The sequence below is a fragment of the Flavobacterium sp. Root186 genome (genome assembly GCF_001428525.1).
Taxonomy (GTDB): Bacteria; Bacteroidota; Bacteroidia; order Flavobacteriales; family Flavobacteriaceae; genus Flavobacterium.
Window position 1 is genome coordinate 79634 of sequence record NZ_LMHW01000014.1, and the last position, 14196, is coordinate 93829.

The window sequence follows — 14196 nt, forward strand, 5'->3', positions numbered from 1 at the left end:
AATAGCGTTTAATATGAAAAACCTAAAAATAGCCACAGCTCAGTTTGAAAACAAAAGCGGCGATAAAAATTATAATTTATCTGTAATTGAAAAACTCTCCCAAAAGGCATCTGACGAAGACTGCGATGTGATTTCGTTTCATGAATGTTCTATAACCGGATATACATTTGCAAGAAATTTATCAAAAGAACAAATGTTAGACTTGGCAGAATTAATTCCGAGTGGGGAAAGTATTTTAAAATTGACCGAAATTGCCAAAAACAACAACATTGTAATATTAGCCGGACTCTTCGAAAAGGATGAAAATGACAATTTGTTCAAAGCTTATGTTTGTGTAGATAAAAATGGTTTAGTGGCCAAATATCGAAAATTGCATCCGTTTATAAATCCGTATTTAACACCTGGAGATCATTATTGTATTTTTGAAATTGAAGGCTGGAAATGCGGCATTTTAATTTGTTACGACAATAATATTATCGAAAATGTCCGCGCTACAAAACTCTTAGGCGCCGATATTATATTTATGCCTCACGTAACGATGTGTACTCCTTCTACCCGGCCTGGAGCTGGTTTTGTTTCGCCACAGCTGTGGGAAAACCGCGAAGCTGATCCAACTTCTTTACGATTAGAATTTGACGGAATGAAAGGCCGGGACTGGTTAATGAAATGGCTGCCGGCGAGAGCTTACGATAATGCAATCTATACGATATTTTCAAATCCAATTGGTATGGACGATGACCAATTAAAAAACGGCTGTTCTATGATTATTGATCCTTTTGGAGATATTTTAGCAGAATGCCGAACTTTTGACGATTCTTTTGTAACCGCCATCCTTACTCCTGAAAAATGTATTCAGGCTGGAGGAAATCGTTACATAAAGGCTAGAAGACCAGAATTGTACAAAGATATTATTGGTCAAAATCACAAGTCAGAACAAAATGTAGTCTGGTTGAACTCTGATAAAAAAAGCATAAATTAATCGTTTTCCCCCCTTAAAGCTGATGAAAGATTTATCTTTGAAAACATCATTAATCTACAGAATAAAGCCCAATAATGGAATTTTTTAAAACTACAGCCGAAGATATCGATGCTGTTTTCGATATCTATAATAAAGCTACATCTTATCAAAAAACAGTAAACAATAAAAGCTGGAGAGGTTTTGAGAGAACATTAATAGAAAAAGAAATTGCCGAAAATCGTCATTTTATAATCAAAGAAGGAAATGAAGTCGCTTGTACATTTGTACTTACTTTTAACGATTTAATTATTTGGAAAGAAGCCAGCAGAGATTCAGCAGTTTATCTTCATCGTATTGCTACGAATCCAAAATTCAGAGGTCGATCGTATGTCAGGAAAATTATTGCATGGGCAAAAACATACGCCAAAGAAAATGGAAAAGAATACATTAGACTTGACACACACAGCGGGAATGAAAGAATAAATAAATATTATACCAGCTGTGGTTTTGATTACAAAGGAATTAGCACTATTGAATGGACAAACGAATTACCAGAGCATTATAAAGAAGGTTCTTTTAGTTTATTTGAGATTAAGATTTAAAATCATTTTTTATTTAAAAAAAATTCCCTGATAAACCTCATTAAAAAAAAGAAAAAACTTACAATAATTGAAATAAAAATATGAGTGATCGCTTTATTTCCAGATTAAAATTGTACTAATTAATATTTAAAACAAAGACATTAAATCCAGTTAGGTTATATTTGAGATAAATGCGCGGGAAAAATGAGTAAAAAAAAGATTGTTTCGTCTAAGGCTGTTACTTTTTCAGAAAAGATTAAAGCAAATCATAATGATGAATTGCTGCTTGTTAATAAAAGACTTGCACAGCAAATCGAAGAACGAAAAAAACGCGCGGCCGAATTAATTATTGCTAATGCTGAATTGGCTTTTCAAAATGAAGAAAAAGAAAAACGTGCTGCAGAATTGGTTATAGCAAACACCGAACTTGCTTATCAGAATAAAGAAAAGGAAAAACGCGCTGCTGAACTTGTAATTGCCAATATTGAACTTGCTTATCAAAATAAAGAAAAAGAAAAACGGGCAGACGAATTAAGTATTGCTAATTCTGAACTGATCTTCCAAAATAAAGAAAAAGAAAAACGAGCAGCAGAATTGGTAATCGCCAATAAAGAACTTGCTTATCAAAACAAGGAAAAAGAAAAACGAGCTGCTGAACTTGCTGTTGCAAACAAAGAATTAACCTTTCAAAATAAAGAGAAAGAAAAACGTGCTGCAGAATTGGTAATCGCCAATAAAGAATTAGCTTATCAAAATAAAGAAAAAGAAAAAAGAGCGGCAGAACTTCTTATTGCTAATGAAAAACTTACTTTTCAGAACAATGAAAAAGAAAAACGTGCTGCCGAATTAAGTCTGGCTAATAAAGAACTTGAGGCATTTACTTATATATCAACCCATCATCTTCAGGAGCCTTTGCGAAAAATTCAGGTTTTTTCGAACCGAATTACCACAGATGAGAATCAAAATTTAACAGAAAAAGGGAAGTACTATTTTGAACGTATAGAAGTTTCGGCCTCCCACATGCAGGCACTTATAAATGATTTATTGACTTATTCGCGTACAAATGTCACCGAAAAAACATTTGAAACCGTCTCTCTTAATGATGTTATAAACAAAGTGCTCGAAAATTTAGAAGAAGAAATAACAGCAAAAAAAGCTATCATCAAATTATCCGGTAATTGTAAAGCCAATATAATTCCATCACAGTTTGACCAATTAATATGCAATCTAATAAGTAATTCACTTAAATTTTCGAAACCCGAAAAGGCTCCTCATATAATTATTGAAACCCTTTATACCAAGCCAAAAACTAAGGCAAATAAAAAATCCCCGACTGATTACTGCCACATTACAATCAGCGATAATGGCATTGGATTTGACCCGCAGTTTGAAACACGTATTTTTGAAATGTTTCAGCAGCTGAACAGCAAAACTGATTATAAAGGAACTGGTATTGGTCTTGCCATTGTGAGAAAAATTGTTGAAAACCACAATGGAATTATTACAGCAACCGGAAAATTAAACCAAGGAGCTAAATTTGATATTTATATTCCAGTAGCGTAATAAAAAAGTCTTTTGCGAAGTGAAATCGTAACTGTTTGAAATTAAACCTATTCAATCAATTGATCAGATGTTTTTTTCATGCTCCATGTTCCTTTTCCCGGGCGAAAAAGTATCGGAACAACACCAAACAAGAAAACAATCTTTCTTTTAAAAAACCATTCTCCACTAATTTCTGTTTTATCCTCAGAAAAAGTGCCTCTGTAATAAAGTGTTGGATGTTTTTTATCTACAGTTTCTCTATAACCGTTTTCATGTATTATAACATTCTTAGGCATTAACTTTTTAAACTGAATTGTATTTTTATTTACTTTCCCAATAACAATTCCTGTCTCCTGCATTCCTCCTGTAGAGACATCATCATTTACTTTTCCCTGAAAATTAATTCCTTCGGAACTTTCAATTACTATTGTAAAAAATGTCTTTTCAAAACCCATAGCGTTTTGAATTTTCTCATTATCAAACTTATAATAACCTTTCCAGTTTTCTATCATGTTTTTGCATTATTTAATATTCATCTTAAAAAGCAAGAAACCCTCATAATTTCGGTAAAATTATGAGGGTTTTATTTCGCAGAGAGAAAGGGATTCGAACCCTCGATACAGTTACCCATATACTAGCTTTCCAGGCTAGCTCCTTCAACCACTCGGACACCTCTCTATTTTGGTCTGCAAAGAACACAAAAAAAATCGAGTTTCAAAAGTAAAATCGAAGATTACTTTTAAATGCTTTTTTTAAATTCTTCCATAAATATTTTTACTGCTTTTTTTTGATAACCCCCAATCGTTAGCATAAAAGATTCTCTTTTGGTTGCAACGCCTGTAATTTGTATTGCCTTAAGCTGATCCCATCCTTTTAAAGCCTTTTCAGCAACGATTGTTGCCCAATCACTGTTCTCTACCATTTGCAGTAATGCGTGTATAGAATGCAGCTCTATTGAGATTTTGGGTTTCATATTAAACTTCTGAAATAACTCTTCTACAAATTCTCTCGAATTCGATCCTTTTCCTGGTAATACTAACGGAATTTCTTCTATTTTCTTAAAAGCTATTTTATCCAAATCTGCTAAAGCGTGGTTTTTGGAAACCGCCAAAACCATGTAAGAAGTAAACAAAGGCACCTTTTGAATTGGCAATTCAATTTCGTGCGATGAAACAACTAAAACAACATCTAATTGATTATCAATAAGTTTTTGTTCTAAAGCTTCGGTAGTTCCATATTCAACAACAATTTTCAGATGCTGGTATTTTTTAGCAAATGTATTGACGATAGGAAGAATTAATAAACCAAAAACATAAGTTACACCAATCCGTAATTCACCGCCAATCATTTCGTTTAAATCTTCAATCGCCTGTTTTCCATTTTCTACATTTTCTACCACTTTTTTGGCGTGAATTAAAAAAACAGAACCAGCTTCTGTAAGCTGTACTTTTTTTCCAATCCGCTTAAACAAAGGCAGACCGAGTTCTTCTTCCAGTTTTTTTATTTGCTGTGAAAGCCCGGATTGTGTTACAAAACACAATTCTGCAGCCTTTGTAAAATGAAGAATCTCAGCTGTTTTAATAAAATATTCGAGTTGATAAATTTCCATATTGATAAGTTTTAATACTTATTATCAGTAAAATTATTAATTTTTCTAATGAAATCATAATCCCGACCTTTGTATTAAATAATTAAGATCATGTTTAAAGCGTTAAAATCTAAAAACTTCAAGTTATTCTTCTACGGACAATCCGTTTCAGTTATTGGAACGTGGATGCAGAAAACTGCCATAAGCTGGATGGTTTACAGCATAACCGGATCTGTATTTTTATTAGGATTGACTACTTTTTTAAGCATGATTCCGTCTTTGTTTTTGGCTCCATTAGCCGGAAGTATTATTGGGCGATACGACAGACACAAATCCATGCTTTTATTGCAGTCTATGGCCATGATACAGGCTGGGACTCTGGCAATTCTTATCTATTTTAAAATTTACAATATCAACTTTATTCTGGCTTTGAGTCTTATACAGGGAATTATAAATGCTTTTGATATGACCTGCAGGCAAACGATGATGATTGATATTGTTGATGACAAAGAAGATCTCCCAAACGCCGTTGCGTTAAATTCAACTTTAAATAATTTTGCCAGAATTGCGGGTCCTGCACTGGCCGGAATTATTCTGCACAATTATGGTGAAGACATTTGTTTTATTGGAAATTTCCTTAGCTATATTCCGGTTTTAATTTCACTTTTAATGATGAAAATTACGCCGCACATCAAAGCTGTGGATAAATTTAAAATGCTCGAAGATTTTATTGAAGGTTTTGATTATGTAAAGAAAGAAGCCGAAATGGCCAAGATGCTTTTAATGTTAATGTGCAGCAGTTTATTTGTGATTTCTTTTAATACGCTGATGCCGGTTTTTGCCAAAGATATTTTTAGCGGAAACGCACAAACTTTCAGCTGGTTTGAAAGTGCTGCAGGAATAGGTTCTATTTTATCTGCAATTTACCTGGCAAACCTAAAAAAATCAGATCAGATGAGTAAAATAATGATTGCTGCGAGCTTATTATTAGGTTTCAGCATCATTATACTGGCTTACTCAAATAATTTGACTGTAGCGCTTATTTGCATGGCTATCAGTGGTATAGGAATGATGGCACAAACCTCATCTATCAATATTTATGTACAGACACAAAGTGCGGTAAATATGCGATCAAGAAGTATAAGTTATTACTTAATGGCTTATCAGGGAATGATTCCTGTGGGAAGTTTAATTATCGGATATGTTTCGCACATTATCGGAACCCGACATACAGTTGCCATTCAGGGAATAATTTGTATCCTTTCTGTGATTGTTTATGTCTATTACAAAAAACATAAATCTTCTGAAGAATTAGAAACTTGTCCGGTTCCTTATGAAAATTCGAAATTCTAAAGAGGAAATTCCAATTAAAAAATTCCAAATTCCAATTGTACGCAATCTTGTCATTTCGAGGAACGAGAAATCTCCGCAAGTAACTCCGCTTCAAAAAGTACCAAACTTTGTCGAGCTTCTAACGAAGATTTCTCGTTCCTCGAAATGACAAACTATATTTGTTATGCGTTTTGGAATTTGGAATTTAAAATATTGGGATTTTATTTATAAAGAGATTTCCCCGCGCAAAGCGGTTTCAAAAATGTCTTTAAATTCGTTCTGAGGAATATTATGTCCTAGCAAATACATCAATTTTGTAATTGCCGCTTCTGTAGTAATGTCTTTTCCTGAAATAACGCCAAGCGATTTTAAGGCTGTACTAGTTTCGTATTGCCCCATGTTTACGCTTCCGCCGGAACATTGCGTTACGTTTACAATGTGCATTCCGGATTTGATTGCTTTTTCAATTAAATTCAAAAACCAATCTTCGGTTGGAGCGTTTCCTGAACCATAAGTTTCTAAAACAATACCGCGCAAACCCGGAGTTGACAGGATCGAAGCCAAAACTACTTCGCTCATTCCCGGAAACATTTTTATGATTGCAACATGATTGTCTAAGTTTTTATGAACAATCAGTTCAGCATCTTTTTTTATCGGAAGAAATAAATGCGAGTTTAATTTTAAATGCACGCCAGATTCTACCAATTCAGGATAATTTGGTGCTGTAAAAGCTCTGAAATGTTCTGCATTTACTTTTGAGGTTCTGTTTCCTCGGTATAATTTATATTCGAAATACAAAGAAACTTCATTAATTACAGGTTTACCATTTTCTTGTAATGAAGCGATTTGAATTGCTGTAATAAGGTTTTCTTTAGCATCGGTACGCAAATCTCCAATTGGCAATTGCGATCCTGTAAACACGACTGGTTTAGCTAAATTCTCCAGCATAAAACTCAATGCCGAAGCCGAATATGACATGGTATCTGAACCGTGAAGAACCACAAATCCGTCATACGAAGCGTAATTTTCTTCGATAATTGTGGCAATCTTAGTCCACATTTTCGGATTCATGTTGGATGAATCAATCGGATTTTCAAATGAAACAGATTCTATCTCACAATCTAATTGTTTAATTTCTGGAATCTTCTGTATTAATTTACTAAAGTTGAATGCTTTTAGTGCTCCGGTTTCAAAGTCTTTGCTCATACCGATAGTTCCTCCGGTATAAATCAAAAGTATTTTAGCTTTAGATGACATCTTGGTATTTTAATTTATTGACAACCGGATTGGCATACATTGCCAGAAATCCTTGTCTTGTAACAGGATTATCGCTTCCGATACGCATTTCTAAACGACGCTCAAAAAGTGATTTTTCACTTTCTTTATACAAATGAGAGAATCTTGTTGTTTCGTTTAAAATATCGTAAGCAATAAAATTTGTCGGCCATAATTCATAGTTTGTCAAAATGGTATCATCAATAACTTGTGCCAAGGCCTGAACTTGTTTATTAACGTTATCATTTTCTGCTACAATCTGGTCAATTTCAGTGTCTAAAACATCGCCAACAGAAATATGTATTCTTTTTTTAGTTCCCATGATACCACTTAAAATGGTCATGAAATCTTCGTTTTTATCTTTAACGTAAACTTCGTTTTTTGATTCTGCCATTAATTGCGGCATTTTCAAAACATCTGTAGGATCATACTCATAAGAGATAGAAACCGGAACGATTCTTAACTTCTTAAAATAATCCATTAAGTTTTCTTCGTCAGAACCCATTCCAATCATTTTTAAAACACCCGGATTGGTTTCATCATTTCCGTCTTTTGTCCTTCCTTCTCTTTGTGCAATCCAAACCGAACGATTTTCACGAAGCAATAATTGTCCCATATATTCGGCAAGCAGTTTTGAACTTTGCAGCATTTCGCGAGGTGTTAATCCTCTTAAAACCAAAAAGTTTCTGTTTAATTTTGCTAAAGTTGACAAAAAGGCTTTTTTAACCAAATTGTCTCCAATTGCAGATGCTGTCATGACCAAACCATGTTCGAACAAACAAACATTCAGCAAAGTTGTATCTAAAAGAATATCTCTGTGATTCGAGATAAATAAGTACGAAGTATTTTTTTCTAGTTTCTCAAAACCCGAAGTGGTAAGCCCTTCCGAACTTTTCTCCAAAACCTTTTGTATGGTATTATAAATAAAATTGCACTGAAAATCACGTATCGAATGCGTTTTCTTTAATTGATCCTTCCAAACCTCATCTTCTACTTCCGGAAAAGTAAAGTTCATCATGGTTTTCATCATTGGGTGATTTACAACATCATGAAGTGCTTCATTTATTTCAGAATCATAAAACGGTCGAATGGCATCAAATTTCTGCATTATTTATATTGGTTTTAAGTGGGCAAAAGAACAAAAAAAAAATTAAAGTTTTGTAAGGCATAGGTTAAATCCCAAAAACGTCTTTTGAATTTTGAGTTGTTATTGCTGCAATCTCTTCTTCAGACACATCATATAGGTCTGCCAGCTTCGAAATTACATTGATTAAATAACTGCTCTCATTTCTTTTCCCTCTGTACGGAATTGGCGCCAAATAAGGCGAATCTGTTTCCAATACAATATGTTTTAAATCTATTTGATTTAAAAACTGATCAATTTTTCCGTTTTTAAAAGTTACTACGCCGCCAATTCCTAATTTCATCTTGTAAGAAATCGCCTGCTGTGCTTGTACTAAAGTTCCGGAAAAACAATGAAAAATCCCAAATAAATCTTCAGATTTTTCTTCTTCTAAAATTTCAAAGATTTCATCGAAGGCTTCGCGGCAATGAATTACGATGGGTAATTTGTATTGTTTTGCCAGCTGAATTTGTCTTTTAAAAGCAATTTGCTGTTCTTTTAAATGTGTTTTATCCCAATACAAATCGATTCCTATTTCACCAACCGCATAGAATTTTCGCTTTGATAATTCGGTTTCTACATGCGCTAATTCTTCCAGGTAATTATCTTTTACATAGGTTGGATGCAAACCCATCATCAGGAAAATATTATCTGGATAATTTTTCTCTAAATCGTACATTGACTGTGTTGCCGCGGCATCGATGGCAGGAATAAAAAAACGTGTAATTCCGGCATCAATAGCTCTTTGAATCATTTCGTCACGATCCTGATCAAATTCTTCAGAATATAAATGTGTGTGTGTATCGGTAATAATAAGTGTTGAATTCAATGGTCTAATTTTAAAGTTGTCAAAATTACGACAATATTAAAAGAATAGCAATTGCAGGTTTATTGGCACACAGATTTTACAGGTTCACTTGTGAAAGCGCGGATGAGAACGGATTTTTATATTCGCATTTTTTGTCAGACTGAGCGTTCTCGAAGCTTTGGGATCGCTCAGGACGACAAACAAAACGCAAAATGTTATTTCCCTGTTTCTACAAACAATAAAGCTCTATCTAAAACTTCATCTTTTCCTTCCTGAATTCCTTTAATAGTTGGTTTTACTTCGATGTCTGGAACGATTCCTATTCTTTGGGTTTCTCTGTGATCTGGGTAATAAACTCCTATTCCTGAGTACATCGTATGAAATCCATTAACATCAAGTTCAAAAACGTTTCCGTCTGCTCCAGCGGTCTGGCTTCCAATAATTATAGTATTTCCTGCTGTTTGAAAACACATTGCAGTCCATTCTGACTGGCTTATCGACTCTTCGTTAAGCAATACAATAACTTTCCCTTTATAATTATCTTTGTTTTCAAATCCGCATTTTCTTCCTTCTGTCCATACAAATCGTCCGGGATAATTTAGATAAGGCATTGTATAATCACAAAATTTCTTTTCCTGAGCATTTAAAAAATCCGAAATTTCTTTCCAGGTACCGTTTGGATAATTTCTCATATCAAAAACAATTGCTTTTGTTGATTTTAAGGCTTCAATCATACCAGGAATGTGTCTGGGTTTTATAACTCCCATATTTACATAACCGATATTATTATCCAGAAGCTTAAATTTCTCCTTTATTTTCAGGGCTCCTTTTTTAAATTCATTTCGGTGAGAATCATGATAATCAAACCAAGTCATTGATTTTGTTTCGTACTTTCCGTCTTTTAAAAATTCTACTTTAACTGTTTCAGAGTGACTTTTGAAAAGCACTTTAGGAAGTTTAGCTAAATAACTTGATTCGTTTGAAGCACTTATTAAATCTCTATTTTCTAAAATTAATGCTGCAATAGTTTTATCGTCTATTTTAGTTATAACGTCGCCAATCTTAATATTATCTGCTTCTGCCAGACTATCTCCTAATATCTCTGTGATAACTATTTTCTCATCTATTATTTTTCCATTTGCCGGAAAATAATTTGATTTTCTTCCAATGCCCAAAGGCCCGTATATGGCAAATTGAACATGGCTGTCATTAAGCTTAGCTGTCATTTTTTTTATTAAAATGAAAAAATCATTTTCCTCTTTAACATCGATTATTTTAGGTAATGCCTGCTCCAAAGTAAAATCCCATTTCTGATCCATTACATATTTATAAGGAAAATAATATTCCATTAAATTCCAATAGGCAAACAACATTAAAATTCTGGAATTCTTATCCTTATAATCTAAATTGGAGTATTCTCCGTTTTTAAAACCCTCAAAGTCAGGTCCAAATTCTTCATTACTTTGAAATCTATTATCTTCTATATATTTTAATTTCTTCGAAAGTTTTTTAGAAAACAACTTATTATTAAACCAGCTTAAATCGAAGTTTTTATCAAAAAACTCAACCTCTTTTGGAATTACAATTGGTGCAATTTCTTTTATTGGACCAAGATCATCGATCCAGTTTTCGAGAATTAACGAAAACTCTTCCTTCGTTTCTGCTTTTTCTATTTTAGGCAGTTTTTCTAAAAGCTGCATGTCCCAATTCGCTTCTCCACCGGCCACTTTTGGGTGATAATATTTTAAGAAACCCCAAACTTTACAGGTTGCAGCGAGTTTTTCAGTTTGGGTAATTTTGGCAGCGCTAAGAATGGTTTGAGAAAATACAATAAAAAGTAATAAAGTAATTTTTTTCATTAAGTTGGTTAGGTTTTAGATCGTTTTTGGGCAGATTCTTATAAAAATAAAAATCGAATTTAGAACTAAAATTCCAAATTCGATTGAGGTTTCCCGTAAAGGAGTTATATTTTTTTTCTAAGAATAAATTTAATCCAATTGATGCAAAAGTTCTTCAACCTGATCATAACCTTCGTAATCTTCAGAAATGGTTTCCAGGATTTTTTTACAGCCTTCGTAATCTTTTTGTTTTAGTTTAGATAAAGCCAGATACCAAACTGCTTTTTCTTTGTATGCAGAACTTCCTGCTTTCAATTCATTAAAAATGGCTTCAGCTTTTATATAATGGCTTTCTTCTAAAAGAGAAACTCCATAAAAGAATTGAATTTCTGCTGTTTTATTTTTTTGTAAAATCGTTTCAAAAAGCGGAATTGCTTTATTATATGTTTTATGATTATATGCTTTTTCGGCCTGTTTTAAAGTTTCATCTGAAGTAGATCTTTCGGTAAAAGAAGCGTGTTCCGGATTATTGTAATCTCCATAAACAGGATTTTGGTTGTAATTGAAAAAGAACAATCCAAACAAAACGGCAACCGAAGCCGCAACCGCCAAATACCAAGGTTTTAAACCAATAACTTTTGGTTTATTATCAAAATGTTTCTCTGCAATCTGACTTAGGTTTTCTTTAAACGCTTGTCTTTCCTGTTCAAATCCAAATTTATTGTCCAATTGAAATTGTATGTTTTTGAAAGTTTCAAATTCCAAAGCAAATTCGGGATCTTCGACTAATTGTTTTTCAAAATCATTTTTGGCTTCAATTGTTAATTCGCCTTGAAGATATTCATCAAATAATATGTAACGTTCTTCGTTCATGACTAATCGTTTTTTAAAGAATTAAAGTTTTTTGCTTCCTGAATCCATTGCGTTAACTGGCCAACACACAGTGACTTTTTTTTACGAACGTAACCGTACGTTACGTTTAGTTTTTCGGCCACTTCTTCCATCGATTTAATTTCAAAACTCAACTTTAATAACTCTTTGCATTTGTCTCCTAATTTCTGAAACATGGTATCAAAAAGCTGTTGTTTTTCATCAAATTCTTCGGTTTGTCCAATCAGCTCAAGTGCAGATTCATTAATAGATACTGCATCTTCAATAATTGTTACCCCTTTGTTGGATGTTTTTTTCAATTCGTTGAGCCATTTTCTTTTACACAAAAGAAAAAAGTACGCATCAAACGGACAGGTTAATTGCAGCGAATTGGCCTTAGCCTGGTTAAAAAGCAAAATCAATACTTCCTGAACAACGTCCTGAGCATGATCTCTATCACCAGAATTGTTCATAATAAACATGACGACTTTAGGAACATACTTTTTATATATGGATTGAATTACCGCCGAATCATTTGCAGCAAGTCCGTCAATATACTTTTGGTCAGGATGCACTTTAGTTTTACTCATAAAAAAACTTTTAATCAGATAAAGTTAAAAAGAATCTCAAATAAATTTCAAATAAAAGGGTAACAATTAACAATTGCAGTTGATATAAGGAAACAAAAATCTTTTAAAAGAGTTAAAAATTAAGAGAAAATGGAAACTTATCAATTTACAAACGACAAGACTTTAGATCAATTCTACAAAATGATTTCTGCCAAGACCCGAAACGGTTTTGTAATCGTAGAACATAACGAGAAACTACCCTATGTTGTTTTATGCAGAGAAAAAAAAGTCATTAAACATTTTCTGCACTTATTTCTTACCTGCCTCACTTTTGGGCTTTGGTCGATTGTCTGGATTTATTTAATTATTACGCTTTCGCGGAAGCAAAACATTCTGGTGGCTGTTGATGAAGACGGAAATCTCTTTGAAGATAAGTGCCTTTCAGCATAATCAAAAAAAATATAAAACGAAGGGTAACAAATAAAACCACAAGTTGATATAAGCATATAAGCACACTAAAAATAATTTTTGAAAACAAGGGTAACAATATCAAACCTTAATTGATATAAGATTGTAATTAATAACCAGAATCTGAAAACCACTTGACGATCAAGACAGATTTATAAAAACTAGAAATTATGAACACAAATTTTAAAACTATCGGACTTTTATTTCTATTATTAATTTCTTTTGTAAGCTGCGACACCAGTGATGGCGATAACAGCAGCAATGTTATTCTGCCACCAACATCGGCAGCATTTAGAAGCATAAGTGAGAAAGGAGTTAAAAGAAATACACAAAACTTTACGATTACTGCCGGAGATGGTATGGTAACGCTTACCTCTGCAAAAGGTGTAAAATTACATATTAACGGAAACTGCCTTACTAAAAACGGAAATGCTGTAACGGGAGAAGTTAATATCGAATATATCGAACTTTTTGACAAAGGAAATATGCTGGTAACCAACAAACCAACAATGGGAATTACGCCAGACGGAAAGAAAAACCTTTTAATTTCGGGCGGAGAATTCTTTATTAAAGCTACACAAGGCGGTGTTGAACTACAAACTTCTTGTTATTTGAGTTTGGTGGTTCCAACTGCGCTGACTGACGGTTATGACAATGCAATGACATTATGGACTGGTGTAATTGAGGAAGATGGTGATTTGGCCTGGAGAGATGCAAAAGGTGCTGACGGAAAAGGCGGCGTTCAAGGTGAAGGAAACAGTTACTATGTAACTTTTGGAAACTTTGGATGGACAAATGTTGACCGTTTTTACAGCGATCCAAGACCTAAAACAACTATTTTAGTTGATGTTCCAGACGGATACAACAACACAAATAGTGCTGTATATCTTTCTTATGATGGAGAAGGTACAAATGCGCTTGCAAAATTGGATACATATACTGCCGAAGGATTGTTCAGCGAACACTACGGACAAATTCCAATTGGTCTTGCCTGCCACATTATTTTCGCTACCGAAGACAATGGTAACTGGAGATATGCCATAAAAGGAGTGACAACAACTGCAAATGCCGTTTACACCTTTACACTAGCCGAAACAACAGTCGGTACCGAAGCTCAACTTGTTGCTGCAATTAATGCCATTCAGTAACTTATAAATGCTTTTTTAAGAGAAAGTGATGATTTGCTCATCACTTTTTTTTACATTTAATCCTGTTTTAAAATTGATTCTGATGATTTTAAGACT

14 protein-coding genes and 1 tRNA gene are annotated in these 14196 nt (G+C 33.5%); 6 read left to right on the forward strand and 9 right to left on the reverse strand.

Features of this window, described 5'->3' with window-relative positions; translation table 11 throughout:
* The first annotated feature begins 13 nt into the window (after positions 1-13).
* From ASD98_RS17245 to ASD98_RS17255, 3 genes are all read left to right on the forward strand, one after another.
* Positions 14-979, forward strand: coding sequence for a nitrilase family protein (locus tag ASD98_RS17245; protein WP_056206688.1), 966 nt, complete (start codon positions 14-16; stop codon positions 977-979).
* 74 nt (positions 980-1053) lie between these two features.
* A complete protein-coding gene (locus ASD98_RS17250; RefSeq protein ID WP_056206691.1) occupies positions 1054-1560 on the forward strand; it encodes a GNAT family N-acetyltransferase in 507 nt (168 codons plus the stop codon).
* Positions 1561-1743: 183 nt separating this feature from the next.
* Positions 1744-3102 carry an ATP-binding protein gene (locus tag ASD98_RS17255; protein ID WP_056206694.1) on the forward strand — a complete coding sequence of 453 codons (1359 nt, stop codon included), beginning with the start codon at positions 1744-1746 and terminating at the stop codon, positions 3100-3102.
* Positions 3103-3149: 47 nt separating this feature from the next.
* Here the strand turns inward: ASD98_RS17255 and ASD98_RS17260 are convergent, their stop codons facing one another.
* The 3 genes from ASD98_RS17260 to ASD98_RS17270 form a co-directional block, all read right to left on the reverse strand.
* On the reverse strand, positions 3150-3593 hold the full coding sequence (locus ASD98_RS17260; RefSeq protein WP_056206696.1) for a hypothetical protein: 444 nt from the start codon (positions 3591-3593) through the stop codon (positions 3150-3152).
* A 79-nt stretch (positions 3594-3672) separates the two neighbouring features.
* Positions 3673-3759, reverse strand: a tRNA-Ser gene (locus tag ASD98_RS17265).
* Between the two features lie 61 nt (positions 3760-3820).
* A complete protein-coding gene (locus tag ASD98_RS17270; RefSeq protein ID WP_056206700.1) occupies positions 3821-4690 on the reverse strand; it encodes a LysR substrate-binding domain-containing protein in 870 nt (289 codons plus the stop codon).
* A gap of 90 nt (positions 4691-4780) precedes the next feature.
* Here ASD98_RS17270 and ASD98_RS17275 point away from each other — a divergent pair, with 90 nt between their 5' ends.
* Positions 4781-6022 carry an MFS transporter gene (locus ASD98_RS17275; protein WP_056206703.1) on the forward strand — a complete coding sequence of 414 codons (1242 nt, stop codon included), beginning with the start codon at positions 4781-4783 and terminating at the stop codon, positions 6020-6022.
* 204 nt (positions 6023-6226) lie between these two features.
* Here ASD98_RS17275 and ASD98_RS17280 read toward each other — a convergent pair whose 3' ends face one another.
* From ASD98_RS17280 to ASD98_RS17305, 6 genes are all read right to left on the reverse strand, one after another.
* The gene (locus ASD98_RS17280; RefSeq protein ID WP_056206705.1) at positions 6227-7258 is read right to left on the reverse strand and encodes an asparaginase; all 1032 of its coding nucleotides are present in this window, start codon (positions 7256-7258) and stop codon (positions 6227-6229) included.
* The gene (locus ASD98_RS17285; RefSeq protein ID WP_056206708.1) at positions 7248-8384 is read right to left on the reverse strand and encodes a 1-acyl-sn-glycerol-3-phosphate acyltransferase; all 1137 of its coding nucleotides are present in this window, start codon (positions 8382-8384) and stop codon (positions 7248-7250) included. The genes ASD98_RS17280 and ASD98_RS17285 overlap by 11 nt, the downstream gene beginning before the upstream one ends.
* Positions 8385-8448: 64 nt before the next feature.
* Complete coding sequence (locus tag ASD98_RS17290) at positions 8449-9228, reverse strand: TatD family hydrolase (protein ID WP_056206711.1); 780 nt, start codon at positions 9226-9228, stop codon at positions 8449-8451.
* Positions 9229-9422: 194 nt separating this feature from the next.
* On the reverse strand, positions 9423-11066 hold the full coding sequence (locus tag ASD98_RS17295; RefSeq protein WP_056206715.1) for a S41 family peptidase: 1644 nt from the start codon (positions 11064-11066) through the stop codon (positions 9423-9425).
* A 129-nt stretch (positions 11067-11195) separates the two neighbouring features.
* Positions 11196-11918 carry a tol-pal system YbgF family protein gene (locus ASD98_RS17300; RefSeq protein ID WP_056206717.1) on the reverse strand — a complete coding sequence of 241 codons (723 nt, stop codon included), beginning with the start codon at positions 11916-11918 and terminating at the stop codon, positions 11196-11198.
* A 2-nt stretch (positions 11919-11920) separates the two neighbouring features.
* Complete coding sequence (locus ASD98_RS17305; RefSeq protein ID WP_056206719.1) at positions 11921-12505, reverse strand: RNA polymerase sigma factor; 585 nt, start codon at positions 12503-12505, stop codon at positions 11921-11923.
* A gap of 129 nt (positions 12506-12634) precedes the next feature.
* Here ASD98_RS17305 and ASD98_RS17310 point away from each other — a divergent pair, with 129 nt between their 5' ends.
* Positions 12635-12934, forward strand: coding sequence for a hypothetical protein (locus tag ASD98_RS17310; RefSeq protein WP_056206721.1), 300 nt, complete (start codon positions 12635-12637; stop codon positions 12932-12934).
* A 188-nt stretch (positions 12935-13122) separates the two neighbouring features.
* Positions 13123-14100: a hypothetical protein gene (locus ASD98_RS17315; RefSeq protein WP_056206727.1), complete on the forward strand. Its 978-nt coding sequence runs from the start codon at positions 13123-13125 to the stop codon at positions 14098-14100.
* Positions 14101-14196 lie beyond the last annotated feature (96 nt).